Here is a 17,082-nt window from a genome sequence, read left to right as displayed (position 1 = left end):
GTTCGATATAGTGCCGGGGGAGGGAATCGAACCCTCACAGAGTTGCCTCTACTGGATTTTGAGTCCAGCGCGTCTACCAATTTCACCACCCCGGCTAGGGGCAAAGACAAATATAGAACTCTTTTTCAAATTTTGAATAGGAAAAATAAAGATTATGGTTTTTTTACGGGTTGATATTCCAAATGTTGGGGCAAAAGAACCTTTTCGCCGTATTCGACGGCCTGTTCTCGGGTTTCAAATTTTCCGGTCTGCACCAGAAAGAGCGTCCGGTCGTCAAAATGGGATTCTTCGATGCGTGCTTCGATTTTTTTGGACTGTAGCGAATTGACGAGCATTTCCGCATTGGAGCGGATGCCGAATGCGCCCAGTTGAAGCGACCAAAACTTGCTGGACTTTTCGTTGGTGGGCAAAGGAACGCTTTCTGAAGATGAAAGCGCAAAAGCGCTTGCCGAGGACAAAACGCTGGAATCGGGAGAGAAACTGGATGATGATGCCGCTCCGATCGTTTCGGAACTAGAAGATTCGGCAATCGGCAGAATGGAAGAGCTTGAACCGGCACCGCTGGAACTAGATGTTTCGGCGGGATTCGTTTTTCTTTTTTCAATTTCTGCGCACAAATTCAGAACAGAATCGTTTGGAGCCGCTTTGTAAAGGCTTTGGCAAACTTGGTAAATGACGGGAATCTGATGGGGCTGCGCTTTAGCGAAAGCGGTTTTGAGGCTTTTCTGGGAAAGGTCGCTGCGTTTTAAATACAATTCAAACTGGGCGCGCGTCATGTATAAATCCGAGATGACCGGAAGGGTGTCGGGAGTCGCGAAAATCAGGCTGTCCAGGCGTTTTTTCGCAATGGAAAAATCTTTGGAGTTGCCGATTTGCGAACGGGCGAGCACTCCCCATAAAGCGCATTCGGAACGCTTGGAGGCGTCGAGGGCAGGACATACGGATTCAAACGATTCGGCGGCGCTTTTCCAGTTTCCAGAAACGTAGGCTTTTTGGGCGTTTTCCAATGTTGCCGCTAAAATCGTTTCGGTGGCAAGAAAAAAAAGAATGAGAGTACGAAAAGATTTCATGGTGCTTCCTGTTTCTAGACGACGGTTCCTCGCAAAGTCCAACCGCGGATGTCGTCGATGTGGCATTGGACGTAATCGCCGGGCTTGACATTTTCCGAGGCGAAAACCACTTTTTTGAAACTGCCCGTTTTGCCAACCCATTCGTTGGGATTCTTGGAAGACGGCCCTTCGACAAGGATTTCTTCGGTCCGTCCGATCATTTGCTGATTGCGTTTCAATGTAATTGCGTTCTGCAGCTCCACGAGTCGCGCGAGCCGTTCCTGTTTTTGCTCTTCGGTTAAGCTTTCCGCTTCTTTGGCACTGTCGGTTCCTTCGCGGGGACTGTAGATGAACATGAATGCGGCGTCGAACTGGGCCTCTTGAAATGCGTCGAGAGTCGCTTTAAAATCTTCTTCGGTTTCTCCGACAAATCCTGCAATGACATCCGTTGTCAGTCCGTACAAGGGATTGTTCCCTCGGAATTTTTCAAGGATTCGCATAAATTCATCAACGGTGTAACGGCGTCGCATTTTTTGGAGCATTGTGTCGCTGCCGCTTTGGATGGGAATGTGGGCGTGCGGGCAGATTTGCGGAACGCTTTGCAGAACGTCGATGAGCTTTTCGGTGTAAAAGCGTGGATGCGGACTCATAAAGCGGATGCGGCGAATTCCTTGGATTTCGGAAATTTTGATAAGCAAATCGGCAAAATCCATTCCGTTTTCCCGGTAGGCGTTTACGGTTTGCCCTAGCAAGCAGATTTCGGAAATGCCGTTATCCCGGGCGGCTTCCACCTCGCGAATGACATCGCTTGCTGCACGGTATTTTTCTCGCCCGCGGACGAAGGGGACTATGCAGTAGCTGCACCGGAAATTGCATCCGCGCTGGATGGTCACATAAGAAGAAAATGGGTGGGACAATTTGGCGTATTCGCCCAGATAGTTTTCGGAATATTCAAAACCGGTAACGACCCGCCGAAGGAGTGTCTTTTTATTCACCGCCAGAGGACGCGGAAACAGGAGAGCCGGAATTTGATTGTACTTGTCCGGGCCAATTACATAATCGACGCAATCCACTTGTTCCATTAGCCGGACTCCCAAATGTTCCGCCATACAGCCGGTCACGATGAATTTTATCCAGGGACGGCGTTTTTTATAGAATTTCATTTTTGAAATTCGGGCTTTGGCGCTCTCTTCCGCTTTTTCGCGAACGGAACAGGTATTGAAAAAGAACAATTCGGCTTCTTCGGGATCTTCGGTCGGAACGCATCCGTTTTTTTCGAGCAAAGACGCGATGAGGGCCGAGTCGTACTCGTTCATTTGACAACCGTAAGTATCTATTAGGTAGTGGGTCGGCATATTTCAGAATTTTAAATTTTTGAGGTCGGCAAAATGAGGAATGGAATACGTCGGTTCTACGGGGGCGAAACTTTCGCGCTTGCCAAAACCGTTTTCGATGAATACGCTGTCAATGCCGGCGTTTCGGGCACCAAGAATATCGGGGGCGTCGTCGCCGACCATTACGGCGTCTTGGGGAGCGGTGCGGGTAAGCTGTAAAATTTTTAAAAACGGCTCTGCAGAAGGTTTTCGCGCGGTTTCTTCGTCGCCAAATGCACAGGCTTCAAAGCAGGAATCGATGTCGAATAATTTGAGCAGTTCTTTTCCGGGAATGTGAGGCTTGTTTGTCACCAGCGCTTTTTTCGCGGGAAAGTTCTTTAGAAAATCGATAACTCCGGGATAGGGTTCCGTGTGTTCTCGGCAATGCTGGGCGTAAAATTCGGAATAGCACTTGTGCACAGCGTCAAGGGGAACTTGCGCGCCTTCCAAAGAACGCTCGATCAGTTTTAAAGAGCCGTTGCCGATGTAGCTTTTGATTTTTTCGGTGGAAAGTTTTTTCAGTCCGAATGCAGAGAGCGCGTAATTCACCGCAGCGCTTAAATCGCCGAGAGTATTGAACAGAGTTCCGTCCATATCAAAAATGTACAGCAATTTCTTTTTCATCGTTGCAAATTTAGCAATTCCCCGGAGAACATTTTTTATCTTGATTTTTATGGAACGACAATTTATTCTTTGCTACCATGACTTCTCGGTAAAAAATGCGGGCCAGGCCGCGCAACAAATCCGATGGATTGCTCAAATGGCAAAGAATCCGATAACGGTGGCGGTAATTCCCGATGTGGATGGAGCGTCCGCTGCGGAAGTGGATTTTTTTAAGCGGGAAATAGAAAAACTTTCTGCGGAAAATTTTGAATTGCTTTTGCACGGGGCCAGTCATTTGGCAAAGGATGATGGGGAAAGAACGTTTTGGGGGCGTCGGGCAATGCAGCTGACGCAAGGCGAAGCGGAATTTGCCGGCTTGGGCGAAGAAGATTCCTTACAGCTTTTGTCGCGTGCGATAGATTTTTGGAATTCGCTGGGGTTTCAATGCCCACGGGGATTTGTGCCTCCAACATGGTATGGCAATGCTTATTTGCGAAAGCAGGTTCTGGCGCAATTTGATTTTTTTGAAGACCGCTTCTTCATTTATGCAAAAGGACGAAAATTTTTTTCGCCTGCGCTTAGTTTTGCGGGTTTGCCTCGTCTTTCGCTTCAAGTGGCGCAAAGAGGTTCTTGTTTTGTTTTGCAAAATTTTTCCGGTGTCCCCCGGCTGGTTTTTCATCCTGTAGATTTTGAAACGCTAGGGGAAAAACGCATTTTGAATTTAATCCGTTTTGCTGGCGTTAAGCGTGAGCAGGTTTATTATCGTTCGCAGCTTTGAAATTTTTTTGCAAATAAAAAACGGCGGTTCTTTTTGAACCGCCGTTTTCGCTTGAATCTATGTTAAGCTTTTTGAGAGCGTTTCGCTTTGATTTGTGCGACCTTTCCTTTTGCCTTACTGAAAATGGCATTCGGCAGCCAGAAGAATGTGGGCACTAGATACATCGTAAGAATTGCCGAAATAATCAAACCGCCGACACTTGCCACGCCCATCGGTTGAGTGGATGTCGCAATATCGCCGCCGATGGCCAAAGCAAGCGGCATTTGGGCAATAACGGAAGCCGCTGAAGCCAACATAATCGCTTGGAATTTTTCTTTTCCTGCGGTGATAATTGCGGAGCGACGTCCCATTTTTCCAGAGCGTAGGTTGGCGTTTGCGGAGTCCAGCAATAGAATGGCGTTGTTCACCACCACGCCGATCAGCATAACGATGGCCATAAATGCAATCATAGAAAGCGGGAATCCCGTCAAAACCAGAGCGAGAACGACACCGATAGCACCCATCGGGATTGTGGTCAGAATGACAAACGGCTGTGCGAAGGATTCTAGCAGTGCGACCAGAAGGATGTAGGTCAAGAGGATAGCCATGATGATGGCGACGGTAAATTCCTGCACCATGTCATTTTGCATATCCGCGTTGCCGCCGAATGAGAATTCGATGTCTTGCGGAATACCTTCCCAATCTTTAGACGCTTTCATCACCTCGCTCATAATTTGTCCGGATGTATATCCTGGCAACAGGTTCATGCTGATTTCCACTTGACGCTTTTTATATTGGCGCATAATTTGTGTTGGAGCTTGCGAGTTTTCCGTATCGAAGAGCGTCGTCATCGGCACGTAGCCTTTGGAGGTGAGAATCGGCAAGTCCAAAAGTTTTTGACGGGAATCGCGGTCGCTTTCTTGCAGACGCAGATAGATGTCGTATTCTTCGCCGTCTTCCGTATATTGGCTGACTTCCAAACCGCTCACATAAATGTATGCGGCCAAAGAAGCTGATTGCATTGCCATTCCATAATCCGCCAGTGCCGAGCGATTCGGGATAAAGGCGATTTCGGATTTTCCCGCTTCATAGGAAGATTTTACTTCCGTAACGCCTTTGATGGATTTAACATATTCCGTCGCAATTTCGGACGCTTTCACTACGGAATCGCCATTCAGTCCGCGAACCTGGAATGTTACGTCACCGGATTGGTTACCGCCCATTTCCGTTGCCGAAGAACTCTTGATGGCGATATACAAATCGGGAATGTCCGCAAGAACTCCGCGCAGGGAGTCAATGATGTCGTCCGTATTTCGAATACGGCCTTCTTCCTTGTCGATGAGGGTAAGACGCATTGTCGCCTGGTTCACGCTGGTCATGCCGGATTCGCCGCCGACGGTCGCGGAATAGCGTTCGAGTTCGGGAATACCCTGAATGCGGCTTTCGATAACTCGAGTAATGCTGTCCATCGTTTCCACATTGGTGCCAGAGGGCATTTCCAAGGTGATTTTGATGACGCCTTCATCGCTTTTGGGCATAAGTTCTACTGACATGAACTTTGTGACCAGCAGGAATGTTCCGTAAATTAAACCGATCAGAACAAAGGTCTGGAATATCACGCCGGGAATGGAAAGGGCGAAGGATAGGGTTTTCAGATAGATTTTGCGCAATTTGTCGATGATGAGCGGGAAGATGCTGAAAGCCCGGGTGATAATCGAAGGCTTTTCTTCCACAATTGTGCCGTCGGCGTTTTTCTTCTTTCCTTTAAAGAGATAAGCGGCCATCAAAGGCGTCAGGGTAAAGGTCAAGAGGAGCGAAACGACCGTCGCAAAAACCATCGTTAAACCGTAGTTCCTAAAGAACGAACCGGCAATGGATTTCATAAAGGCAATCGGCACAAACACGCAAACATTGGTCAGAGTCGAAGCCATGATAGCGACCATGATTTCGCTGGTGCCCTTATAGGCAGCTTCTTTGGGATCAAGCCCTTGTTCAAGTTTTGTAGCGATATTTTCCAGAACGACGATGGAGTTGGTCACAAGCAGACCCACCGCACTCGAAAGTGCCATCAACGTCATCAAGTTGATCGAGAAGCCCGCGAAATACATCAGCGTAAACGCACCGACAACCGAAATCGGCATGGTCACAGCAGCAATGAACATCGTGGAGAACTTGCCGAGGAAGAGTAGCAAAATCACGGCTGTGAGGACAATAGCAATCATGATATTGTTAATCACGTTGTCAAGCGATTCCTGTACTTTTTCCGCTTGGTTGTACACGAGTGTCAGCTTATAACCATCGGGAAGAGAGGCGTTGATTTGATCTACTTTGCGCAGCACGTTGTTCGCTACAGCCACGACGCTTGCGTCGCTTCTCTTTTTAACATCGAATCCGATGGAGTTTTCGCCGTTATAGCGGGAGTAAGAGGTGATATCTTCGATGGTGTCTTTGACCGTTGCAATATCTCCCAATTTGATGACACCCGTCGAGGTGGGAATGTCCATCTGGCGGATTTCTTCTAGGCTGGTGAATTTACCTGTGGTTCTAGAACCGGTGTTCTTTCGGACGCCACGAATATCGCCTGCCGGATAATTCAAGTTTGCCGCTTGCAAGATGCCCATGACGGTTGTCGGATCCACATTGCGGGAAAGCATGTCGTCTTTGCGGAGTTCTACAGCGATTTGCCGGATTGTTCCTCCGAAAAGATCCACGCTAGCCACGCCCGAAGTCGCCGTCAGGAGCGGTTTGATTTCGTCTTCTGCTTTTTGTCGCAGTTCCGTTGAAGAAACCGGACCTGTAAAAGCGAAGTTCATAATGGCACTGGCGTTAATGTCCACTTTGGAAATAATCGGCTCTTCCACGGCATCCGGGAAATCCGCCGAAGCCTGGCTGATTTTATCGCGCACGTCGGCAGCCGCTACGTCCACGTCCACGCCCATTTCGAACATAATGACGAAAATGGCATAATGTTCTCGGCCATAGGCTTTGACGTAGTCGATACCGTCGATGAGTTCCACTTCGTCTTCAATCGGTTTGATGACGGTGGATTCCAATTCTTCTGGGCTGGCTCCTGTATATCGGACCATTGCCGTTACTACCGGCACTTCAAAGTCCGGCAACATGTTGACAGGCATCATTGAATAGGTATAAATACCGAACACAACGACGGTCAAAATGACCATCAACATGGTAATAGGTTTATAGATACTTGCCTTAATCATGCAAAATTCTCCAATCGCCGCTTATTCCAGAATAAGCACTTTATCGCCGTCGTTCATTTTGGAAACGCCTTCGGTAATCACCTTATCGTTCAGTTCAATGCCCGAAAGTATCTGCGTAAAATCATTGCCGACAATTCCTAAACGGACAATTTTCCGCTTGGCTTTTCCGTTTTCATCTACAATCCAGGCGAAGTTTACGCCGTCTTTATAGACTACAGCATCGTTCGGAATGCTGACACCCTTCACGTCGCGTGCATGGATTTTGGCTTTGAGATACATGCCGGGCAAGAGCTTGCGGCCTTTGTTCGGGAATGTGATTTCCACCGGGAAGAATCGCGTCTTGGTGTCGGCGGCGAGCGGAATCATGCTGACGCGACCCTTCAGCGTTTCTCCGTTTAAGTTGATGGTTGCTTCGGCCCCTTTCTTGAAAAGTCCGATGTCCTGAGTGGTGACGTTGAGTTTCAAAATCACTTGATCCAGCTTGGCAATGGTGAACAGTGCCGATCCAACGCTGGGAACCTCACCGACTTTGAAGCGTACATCTGTCACAGTTCCTGCTGCCGGAGCCAAAACGAGAGTGGCGCGGCGAGCTTGTTCCAGCTGCATCTTGGCAATGCTCAGTTGCGTTTCCGTGTTGTCGATATCCTGTTGGGAAATTCCACCTTTGGCTTGCACTTCTTTCATGCGTTCCAGGGATTTTTCCATCAGTTTTACTTGGGCTTCGGCCTGTTGATAGCTGGAGTTGTCGCCCGTAAAGACGTATTCGGCAAGAACCTGATCTTTTTGAACGCTAGATCCTACTTGCACGTTGATTTTGGCAATCGGGTCCGACATTTTGGCAATGGCGTCGGTCTGGTTGGAGCCTTCGACAGTGCCGTTGAACTCTCTAAAATCGGCGAGGGTTTCATTTGCTGCTGTGACAATGCGAACCGGTTTGCCTTTTTGCGCCTGGATTTCTTCAATGGTCGGTGCTGCCTGCTTGGCTTCTTCCTTTTCTCCGCAGGCGGCGAGGAGCATGGCGAGTGCGGTTGTGGCAATCCATTTTTTATTGACAATCTGCTTCATAGAATACTCTCCTAATATTCTCCGGTGGCTTTGAGCATGGCGTTGTAAGCCTTGTTCCAATCAACGATCGCGGAAAGATAATCCAAACGAGCGTTTTTGAGACTCATGTTTGCGTCCAAAAAGTTTAGCTGAGTTTCGCGGCCAGCTTTGTATGCCGCTTCGGTCATATCCAGATTTTTTTGTGCGAGATCGACGCGACGCTGCTGGATTTCAATCTGGTTTTGGGCGTCTTCCAGCGTATTCTTTGCCGATTCCATTTCCAGCTGAATCCCGCGTTCCGCGGATTCCTTTTGAATTTGCGTTTTGCGCAGATCCGTTTTCGCTTGGACGACGGCTTCTCGGGTTTGCATGCCGTTAAAGAGGTTCATCGAAAAATTCAAATAAATCTTTTTTGAAATGTTTTTATCCCAGTCGGGTGCGGACCATTTGAAAAAGTCGTTCTGCCCATCCTGATAGGTGATAGACCCCCCGAGAACAAGGGTCGGCTTGTATCCGCCTTGTTCAATATCGATATTTTCTTCGTACATTTTGGCACTTTCGTCCAACTGCGCCAATTCCCGGCGCCGTTGCCGCACATTGCTCATCACGGTGTCCGGTGCGGCAAATCCGTTTTTCGGGTCGCGCAAATCACCCTGAAATTCCGCTTCGGCATCCCAAGGAAGTCCCATCGTGTTCAGCAGGGCGTTGCGAGCGACGACGCGGTTCTTTTGCGTTTTTTGCAGGTTCGTACGAAGTTCGTCCATGGAAATCTGGACCCGGATCAGATCCAGTTCGGTGGCGAGTCCGCTTTGGACGGCTTGCGTGACGTAATCCAAGTTTTCTTGGAGCTGATCGATGGTCGATTGCAAAATGACGATGGCCGAATCCAGATAGATGAGTTCGTCAAAAGCGACTTCGACATTGTAGCGCACGTCTTGTTTCGCAGTTTCCAAGTTAAGCTCGTTTACTCGCTTGTAAGCTTTAGCGATTCGGGTTCCTGCCGAAACTTTTCCCTGTGCATAGAGGACTTGCGTCGCTGTAATGCCGATTTGGGTTCCCCAACGGTATCCACCCATAGCCGCAAGCGCATAGGAGTAATTATCGAGAATGCCGGCTAGCAATTTTTCATTTTTTGTAGCGGCATCGTCAAGCATATTGCTGATGGCGGAATTTTTTTCCACATCGTCTAGGCCGAATGTGCGCGCATAAGTGGCGCTCAAATCGACTGTGGGAAGGGCGTTGCCGTATGCCGCCGTTACTTGGGATTCTGCTGATTCTAAATTCTGCACGGCGGTTTTAATGTCGGGAGAATTTTCCAAAGCAATCCGGACAGCATCGTCACGCGTATAAGCCGACTTTGCAAACACGGGCATGGCTATGACCGCGCTTGAAAGGATTAGTAATTTTACGGTTCGATTCATTCGTTTTTCTTTGCTTTTGAGGTTTTATTAAGGCGGTGTTAAATTAGAAAAACTTTAGTTACAAAAAAGGGCGAAATTTCCCTATTTACCGCACGGAATGATGAGGCGCACAAAATAAAGATGAATGGAAAATGTTATTGTTGAATTTATTTTTAGTAAATGATTGAAAGGACTCTTCCTGCGTGTTTCTTTTGCAAAGAAAGGAAGAGTCGTGTTTTTATTGCAAAGATTTGTCGCTGTCTTTTGAAGCGGCTGTCCAGAGGTCGGGTTCAAACTCTTTTTTGTCGATCCTTTTCTCCAGAAACTTTCCACGAAGACAGAGCAAATAACCGAGAACCAGCGACGCCAATACCGCAAGTCCAAGGGCTAACGAATAAGGCAATCCAAAGCCGACTGGAGCTCCTTTCAGGTTTTCGGGGCTGACCCAGAAAATGTAAGCGCAGACGATAAACGTCATGAACATACAGGGAATGAGGGCTATCCAAAAATTCCGCTTTTTCGCCCGCAGGTAAACGACTGTTACGCACAAGCTGCAAACCGCCATGACTTGATTCGACCAGCTGAAGTAATTCCACAGGATGTTGAAGCCGTCCTTGTTCAGGTTGCTCCAGAAAATAAGAATGGCGCAAATGGCAAAGAGCGGCACGGTGAGAAACAACCGTTTTTTCATGCTGGTTTGATCGATGTTGCAAAGTTCGGCGATAATCAGGCGAAGGCTGCGCAGACTGGTGTCTCCGCTGGTAATGGCGAGGATGACGACGCCCACGACAACCAGAATCGAAATGGGTGCAACAGGAATGACGGTGGAAACTAGCTCGCTCAAGATACGGACACCGGAAGCCCCCGTTAAAAGTTCGGGCATTTTATTGTAGATGAACATTCCGCCGGCAGCCCAAATCATGCCGATAAGGCCTTCGATAATCATCATCCCGTAAAAAGTCTGGCGTCCCGTGCGTTCGGATTTTTCGGTTCTGGCGACAATGGGGCTTTGGGTGCTGTGAAATCCGCTGATAATGCCGCAGGCGATAGTGACAAAAAGCATGGGAATAATTGGCTGGTTCGCGGGATGTTTGTGGAAGTTGCTCGCCAAATCGCTTAAGTTGAATTCTTCCAGAGTATTGATTTCCGGAGCGATGCCGATAAGGATTCCGATGCTCGCCAAAATGAGCAGCCCTCCGAAAATCGGATAAATGCGCCCGATAATTTTGCCGATGGGGAAAAACGTACTTGCAAAATAATAAGCAAAAATAATTCCTACCGCAATCCAGAAAATGACCGGCGACGGATTGCCCTCTCCGACAATAATCGGGGTGTTGATAAGGCCTGCTGGCGTATTGGTAAAAACGGCTCCGACAAAAATCAGTGCCACGGAAATCAGAATCATTACCAGTTTGGAAGGTCCCTTTCGCAAAAATTTCCGGGCAAGAGAAGGAACGTTCACGCCGTCGTTTCTCATACTGATCATTCCCGAAAAATAATCGTGTACGGCACCGCCAAAGACGTTTCCAATGGGGAGTAGAATAAAAACAATCGCCCCGAATTTAATGCCAAGGATAACGCCGATGACAGGACCGATTCCGGCGATGTTCAATAGCTGAATCAGCATATTTTTCCAGTGGGGAAGAACCATGCGGTCAACGCCGTCGGGATGTTTTGTGGCGGGAGTCTGTCTGTCGTCTGGCCGGAATACGCGTTCTACGAATTTCCCGTAAGTAAAATAGCCCCCGATCAAGATGGCGATGCCGATAAGGAATGTAATCATTTTATTTGCCTTGAAAATTTTAACGCTTGGGAAAAAGTTTTCCGAGAAGCGCGCAAAATCTAGAAAATTTGGAGCGAAGCTTGAAAAATGGAATCGAGTCTGGCGATAGAAAAGATTTTCATGGATAAAACTTCGTGATGATAACGCTTTCCTTTTAAAATTACTGCTAAAACGAGCATTATTTGTGACGTTGTCTGTGGACAATGTATAAATCAAAAAATCGGCAATTTGTTTTCCGCTGGGCTTATTTTTTTTCAAGGTGTTTTAGGAGTGTCTTATGCAAAAACTTTCTTGCTTGGTTGTTGTATTATTTTCCCTTTTTTCCTTGGCGAATGCGGCTCGGCAAATGGAGCGCTTGGATCGCGGGCTTATCGCCGTCAAGACGAATGATGGCGTCTTTTTGAGCTGGAGAATGTTTGGCACGGATGCGGAATCAATCGCCTTTAACTTGTATAGGGATGGAAAAAAGGTCAATGCGCAGCCTATTACAAATTCGACAAATTTTGTGGATGCTGCCGGAGCGTTAACTTCTCGGTATGAAGTTCGAGCGGTGGAAGGCGGCGTTGAAAAAGAAGCGGACAAATCGGTGAATGTATGGGAAAGTCAAAAATGGACGATTCCTTTGGATAGGCCTGCGGGCGGGAGCAATGCGAGCGGAAGTTATACCTATTCGCCAAATGACATTGCGGTCGGCGATTTGGACGGAGACGGGGAATACGAGCTGGTTCTCAAATGGGATCCGAGCAATTCCAAGGACAATTCGCAAAAAGGATATATGGGAAATGTGATTGTCGATGCCTATAAATTGGACGGAACAAAACTTTGGAGAATCGATTTGGGCAAAAATATCCGGGCGGGAGCGCATTATACGCAAATTCTTGTCGGCGATTATGACTTGGATGGATTTGCCGAAGTCGCGATGAAAACGGCTCCCGGGACAAAGGACGGTTCCGGAAAATATCTTTCTAAAGGTCCGGCGGCAAATGACGACGATGGCGCGGATTATCGAAACAGCAGCGGTTATGTTTTGAGCGGAAATGAATATCTGACGGTTTTCAATGGCAAAACCGGAGTCGAAATGGCGACTGTCCTTTACAATCCGGCGCGTGGCACGGTGAAAAGCTGGGGCGATAGTTACGGAAATCGAGTGGATCGATTTTTGGCGACGAACGCTTATTTGGACGGCGTAAAGCCCAGTATGGTTTTTCAGCGCGGCTATTATACGCGAATGGCGATTACGGCTTATGATTGGGACGGTACAACCCTTTCGCAACGTTGGTATTACAATGCGGCGACGTCCGGGCAAGAATGCTATGGCCAGGGAAATCACAACATCTCTGCGGGCGATGTGGATGGAGACGGCTTTGATGAAATTATTGAAGGCAGCTGTGCAGTCGATCACGATGGAAAATTCATGTATCGTACGGGGCTTGGCCATGGAGATGCCATCCACTTGGGCGATTTGGATCCCGACAACGAAGGCCTTGAAGTCTGGCAGGTTCACGAAGATAAACCGTATGGCTATGAACTGCACGATGCGCGCACGGGAAAATTGCTCTGGCGCGAAACGAGTTCCGGAGATAACGGTCGCGGTGTTGCCGCCGATGTGGATTCGACTTCGAGAGGATATGAAATGTGGAGTGCTGCGAATTGGAACACCTATTCGGCGAAAGGAAAAATTTTGGCATCGTCCAGACCGGCTTACAATTTCCGCGTGTATTGGGATGGCGATTTGCTGGATGAACTTTTGGATGGGGTGACGATCAGCAAATGGAATAGCAGCACTTCAAAAAGCGAAACTCTGATGAAGCTGGACGGCAGCTCTTGCAATTCGACCAAAGCGACGCCGAATCTTTCTGCGGATATTTTGGGCGACTGGCGAGAAGAAATCATTACGCATGATGATTCGCATTTGTTCCTGTACACGACGACGATATTGACGGATCACCGGGTTTACACGCTTATGCACGATCCGATTTATCGTTTAGGAATTTCGTGGCAGAATACCGCATACAACCAGCCGCCGCATTTGGGATTTTGGCTGGGTTCGGGGAGCATCCCCAAGCCGGATATAGAACTTGTCGGGGAAATCCTTCCGCCATCCATTGCCAAGAATGGAGCGGGTTCCTCTCGCCAGACAATTGTTTTGGGCGATTTGATTGTCCCATTTGCTTATGCCTATTCGCATTGCTCTGGAGCGGAAGCCGCGGGATTTCCCAAAGGGATCGTTACGCAATTGGAAGGTGGGAAAATTCATATTTCGGGAACTCCGCAAGAAGTTGGAACATTCCCTTTTACGGTTAAAACTCTTGGCGGTGAAGGCGAAGCGGCGACGTTGTCTGGCGTGCTGACAGTTCTTCCGCAGCTGGAATGGGTGAAGTCGGGAAAAATCCTTTCTTATGTGAATGCGGCGTTTCCCGAAGAAGGCTCAGGAGAATATGAAGAAACGAATGCGGGCTGGATAGACAGCGGCTATTTCAATTTCACAAACAGCAAAGAAAATTTTGGCGTGTGGAAGATATTTTCTCCCGAAGAAAAAGAGGCTGTTTTAACGATTCGTTTTGCAAATGGTGGAACGGTAGAACGACCAATGCTTTTAACGTGGAACGATTCTGTCATGGGGAAAGTGGCATTCCCTGCTACGGGTTGGACGGCTTATGATTCCGTGGCCATTTCGGTTCCGATTCGTCAAGGTGCGAACACGATGAGGCTGGCATCGATGACGGAGGATGGCGGCCCCAATGTGGATGAATTCGGCTTTGATGTGGCGGGAATTCGGCAGTGGAATGCGGCGGATTCCTCTCTAATTCCCGAATCCTTCAATAGAATTGCCGATAAAATGATTCCTGTTTCGCTTTCTGTGTCCAGAAATGGCATCGCTTACACTCTTTCGGATGCACAAGAAGCTTCTCTTTCTGTTTTTGATATTCACGGGAAAATAAGATTCGTTCAAAAAGTTCAAGGATGCGGAATGATTTCTGACAAGTGGAATGTGCTCCCGGCGGGACGTTACGTCGTGACTTTGCGAAAGAATGGGGTTCTGATTTCTAAAATGGCGGTGAAGAGATAAAATTCCGGACGTTTTTAAAAATGAATTTTTAGAGGTTGCTTTGCCTTCATTCCTAACCTCTTTTCGTTTTTGCAAACTTTGAAATCCTAGATCTTGTTCGACGATGGATGTAGGGCGAAAAACTTTGCCTTTCGCTTCGATGAAGAAAAAGGCAAAGTTCAAAAATGGGAGTCCGCATCACTTATGGCGTCACCTTCTGTTTAGTTATTGGAACTATGCAAGAGTTGAAAATCATTATGAATAGGATTAGTAAAGAGCAATGGAAAAACTTAATCATCATCAAAAAGGGATTCATTAGAAATATGAACGTAAACTGAATCCCATTTTGTTTCAACTGTGATTTTAAGAACTTTTCCATTATCTAGGTAGGCCTTTGCATTAGGATAAAAACCACTACGAACGGGCTTTCCTAATTCAACCGCTTTGCATTCTGCTGTTTCCATATCCATCGCTTTGAAGAATTCACCAAAATTTTCCTTCAAAAGGTCTGTCACCAAATTACAGGCGGCTTTTTCGTTATATGAACAGGAACAGAAAAAGCAGGCAAGACAAATAAACAAAAAGTATTTTGATATACGAATAAACATAACTATTCTCCTTATTTTAAATTGAGACATTTTTTGAATTCAGCCACATCTTTCGTGGGTCTGTTTGTATCGCCATGGAAACTTTTAATGGTAAATTTTTCTGTGAGTTTCTTGACGTTTAAAAGATTTCGGTTGGCTTTTTTGCATTGCGAGATCAGCAAGGTTTCGCAAAGATCGATTTCGTCAGAACAATCTTTTCGGTGTTCTATGGAAACAAAATAGACTTTTAGTCCTGTTTTGGATGCCCCAGCTAAGAATTCATTGAGCATGGCTTTTTTGGCTGTTGCAAAACATTCAGATTTGAATTTTCTATTTGTTCTGCCCACATAGATGGGTTTTGAACCGCGAGTTACTGCATTGACAAAAACATAACACCCTTTTTTATCGGCGTATTTTGAAAAATTTTTATCCCTCCAAAGATTCGCTCCGACATCGCCAAGTTGTTGGATGGTAATTTTTCCTCCCTTAATTTTCGTGGGTTCTGTTGGAACATCAAATGGACCATGGATAGTAAAATTTACTGACATAAGAATTTTCCTTTAGCCTTGCTTTGTGGCCTGATCTTGAATAAAAGCGAAGATTTTTTCGCCTAATTCTTGCATTTTGCCAGATTGATTTCTGACTATGGGTTCGTCCCAATCGAACGCTAAAGCATTTTTGGTAATTTTTCCGTCTTTCCATGCTTTGAAGAAATAGCTTCGCTGTTTTTTGCCGTCAGAAGTTGTGTTTGTATCAACTTTAACATTCAGTAAAAGGGAATAAGTTTTTGACATTAGTTGTTCTCCTCGGAATCGGCGATGCAGCGGACGGCGAGTTTATAAACGCCTTTCCGAAGCTGAGTATCGGTCCAAAGCTCACGCTTTCTGCTGTTGCGAATAGCGTATTCCCAATCTGCTGTCCACAGCAGATTTCCATAAAGATCTTTATAGTTTGTGCTTTGTACATCAAAATATCCTCGTGTGAAAAGAAATGCGCTACTATCCTCCGTCTTAAGTTCTGGTACTTTTTCTTTTTTTAATTGATTGAGTAATTGGGCAGCTTCCGATTTTGATGGTAGATGCCATCCTTCTGGGCAAATCTTTTTGGCTTCAAAATAAGGATAGTAACGTCCTTTAGAACATTCGCTTTCATCGTCTAAATAACAGACGCTATTGGGGGACTCAATGGCCAAGTTTTTCGCCATCCAAAGTTGTTTTCCTATGCGAACTGCTTCGTAGCCCTTGACGGTAAGTTTAGGGGAACGTTCGGGCTTCCCCTGTATGCAATGAACGAGGAAGGCGTCATATTTGGATTGTTTGGAGTGCTCCTTTCCGTTTCCTACATAGGCGGCTAACATAAAATCGGACTGTTCTGTAGAAGTCCAAGTCTCTTTAAATACGGAATCGTTGCTTGCGGCTTGGAGTTTTTTTAATTCTTCTAAATTAGGCAAATGCCAACCATCGGGACAAGCCTCAATTGCGGAATTCCATTTATATACAGATCCACCACCGAACATCACACCACACGCTTTTTCCGCATATCGCAATGGTTCCGCCATCCATACCTGCTCCCCAATTTTGATGGTCTTGTATTCTTGCCCGTCCCGAGGGTCTGTAAAAGAACCTCCGCTGCAAGCGGTAAAAGTGGTCGTTAAAATGGCAAAGGTCGCCGTCATCAGAAGGGTGTTTGTTTTCATCGGTTACTCCGTTTGTTGAAAAATGCGGAGTCCGTCTTCCCCTTAAGTGCTTGCGTTTCGCGCTTAAAAAAAAGAAAAAGTGCGGAATCGTCAGCACTTATTGACCTGCGGCAACGACCAAGAAGCCTTCCATCCGATAAGTACAAACGACCCACACCATAGGGTGTGAGTGTCTGTCTTATTCTCGGATGGTTGAAAGTTTGGTCGTTTTTCAGGTCCAGAATAAGAGCGAACTCTAAAAAAATTTCATTCTAAATAGTCAGCCCTTAAAAAGTCACTTTGCGAATGCAAGATAAGGACGTTCGCATTTTTTGTTCATTCCGTTCCACAGAAGGCAAAAACAGTATAGCCATTCCAACAGGGCAAAAAAGCGCCTCATGGCCCTCTTGAAGTTGAACGCTGCTGCTGCAAGCTTTGCGTTGAGTATGTCGCCAAAGATTCCCTTGTAGAAATTTCTGCCCATACGGTGGTCGCTTTTCAGGTGGCCGTTGATAGGCTCGATGCCAGCCCTCTTGCAAAA

General features: G+C 46.9%; 13 protein-coding genes, 1 tRNA gene and 1 pseudogene. 2 read left to right on the top strand and 13 right to left on the bottom strand.

All coding sequences use genetic code 11. From position 1 onward, the window contains the following. Positions 1-11: 11 nt before the first annotated feature. The 4 genes from B5D40_RS09560 to B5D40_RS09545 form a co-directional block, all read right to left on the bottom strand. Positions 12-95: transfer RNA gene (locus tag B5D40_RS09560), tRNA-Leu, on the bottom strand. Between the two features lie 57 nt (positions 96-152). Then, positions 153-1,070 carry an SPOR domain-containing protein gene (locus B5D40_RS09555; protein WP_158222201.1) on the bottom strand — a complete coding sequence of 306 codons (918 nt, stop codon included), beginning with the start codon at positions 1,068-1,070 and terminating at the stop codon, positions 153-155. Between the two features lie 14 nt (positions 1,071-1,084). Next, the gene (gene miaB, locus B5D40_RS09550) at positions 1,085-2,404 is read right to left on the bottom strand and encodes a tRNA (N6-isopentenyl adenosine(37)-C2)-methylthiotransferase MiaB (RefSeq protein WP_073303054.1); all 1,320 of its coding nucleotides are present in this window, start codon (positions 2,402-2,404) and stop codon (positions 1,085-1,087) included. A gap of 3 nt (positions 2,405-2,407) precedes the next feature. Next, positions 2,408-3,046, bottom strand: a complete 639-nt coding sequence (locus B5D40_RS09545) for an HAD family hydrolase (protein WP_073303052.1) — start codon at positions 3,044-3,046, stop codon at positions 2,408-2,410. A gap of 49 nt (positions 3,047-3,095) precedes the next feature. On the opposite strand from B5D40_RS09545, the gene B5D40_RS09540 reads away from it, so the two are divergent. Continuing rightward, positions 3,096-3,803 carry a DUF2334 domain-containing protein gene (locus B5D40_RS09540; RefSeq protein WP_158222202.1) on the top strand — a complete coding sequence of 236 codons (708 nt, stop codon included), beginning with the start codon at positions 3,096-3,098 and terminating at the stop codon, positions 3,801-3,803. Positions 3,804-3,865: 62 nt separating this feature from the next. Here the strand turns inward: B5D40_RS09540 and B5D40_RS09535 are convergent, their stop codons facing one another. The 4 genes from B5D40_RS09535 to B5D40_RS09520 all read right to left on the bottom strand — a co-directional run bounded on the left by B5D40_RS09535 (position 3,866) and on the right by B5D40_RS09520 (position 11,230). After that, positions 3,866-7,003 carry an efflux RND transporter permease subunit gene (locus B5D40_RS09535; RefSeq protein ID WP_078776736.1) on the bottom strand — a complete coding sequence of 1,046 codons (3,138 nt, stop codon included), beginning with the start codon at positions 7,001-7,003 and terminating at the stop codon, positions 3,866-3,868. 21 nt (positions 7,004-7,024) lie between these two features. Next, the gene (locus B5D40_RS09530) at positions 7,025-8,068 is read right to left on the bottom strand and encodes an efflux RND transporter periplasmic adaptor subunit (RefSeq protein WP_078776735.1); all 1,044 of its coding nucleotides are present in this window, start codon (positions 8,066-8,068) and stop codon (positions 7,025-7,027) included. Between the two features lie 11 nt (positions 8,069-8,079). Beyond that, complete coding sequence (locus B5D40_RS09525) at positions 8,080-9,468, bottom strand: TolC family protein (RefSeq protein WP_078776734.1); 1,389 nt, start codon at positions 9,466-9,468, stop codon at positions 8,080-8,082. Between the two features lie 217 nt (positions 9,469-9,685). Further along, positions 9,686-11,230, bottom strand: a complete 1,545-nt coding sequence (locus B5D40_RS09520; RefSeq protein WP_078776749.1) for a carbon starvation CstA family protein — start codon at positions 11,228-11,230, stop codon at positions 9,686-9,688. Between the two features lie 277 nt (positions 11,231-11,507). Between B5D40_RS09520 and B5D40_RS16385 the strand changes: the two genes are divergently transcribed. After that, on the top strand, positions 11,508-14,300 hold the full coding sequence (locus B5D40_RS16385; RefSeq protein WP_158222203.1) for a rhamnogalacturonan lyase family protein: 2,793 nt from the start codon (positions 11,508-11,510) through the stop codon (positions 14,298-14,300). A 269-nt stretch (positions 14,301-14,569) separates the two neighbouring features. Here the strand turns inward: B5D40_RS16385 and B5D40_RS09510 are convergent, their stop codons facing one another. From B5D40_RS09510 to B5D40_RS16125, 5 genes and pseudogenes are all read right to left on the bottom strand, one after another. Then, on the bottom strand, positions 14,570-14,887 hold the full coding sequence (locus B5D40_RS09510; protein WP_078776733.1) for a hypothetical protein: 318 nt from the start codon (positions 14,885-14,887) through the stop codon (positions 14,570-14,572). Between the two features lie 11 nt (positions 14,888-14,898). Then, a complete protein-coding gene (locus B5D40_RS09505; protein ID WP_078776732.1) occupies positions 14,899-15,414 on the bottom strand; it encodes a hypothetical protein in 516 nt (171 codons plus the stop codon). 12 nt (positions 15,415-15,426) lie between these two features. Beyond that, on the bottom strand, positions 15,427-15,660 hold the full coding sequence (locus tag B5D40_RS09500; RefSeq protein ID WP_078776731.1) for a hypothetical protein: 234 nt from the start codon (positions 15,658-15,660) through the stop codon (positions 15,427-15,429). Further along, positions 15,660-16,541, bottom strand: coding sequence for an FISUMP domain-containing protein (locus B5D40_RS09495; protein WP_234978165.1), 882 nt, complete (start codon positions 16,539-16,541; stop codon positions 15,660-15,662). Before B5D40_RS09495 ends, B5D40_RS09500 begins: the two co-directional genes overlap by 1 nt. A gap of 295 nt (positions 16,542-16,836) precedes the next feature. After that, positions 16,837-17,082 (bottom strand): annotated as a pseudogene (locus B5D40_RS16125) (hypothetical protein); the annotation flags it as partial.

Source organism: Fibrobacter intestinalis (genome assembly GCF_900167415.1).
Classification (GTDB): Bacteria; Fibrobacterota; Fibrobacteria; order Fibrobacterales; family Fibrobacteraceae; genus Hallerella; species Hallerella intestinalis.
The sequence above is the reverse complement of the archived record's forward strand: the minus strand, read 5'-3'. Positions and strand labels throughout refer to the sequence as shown.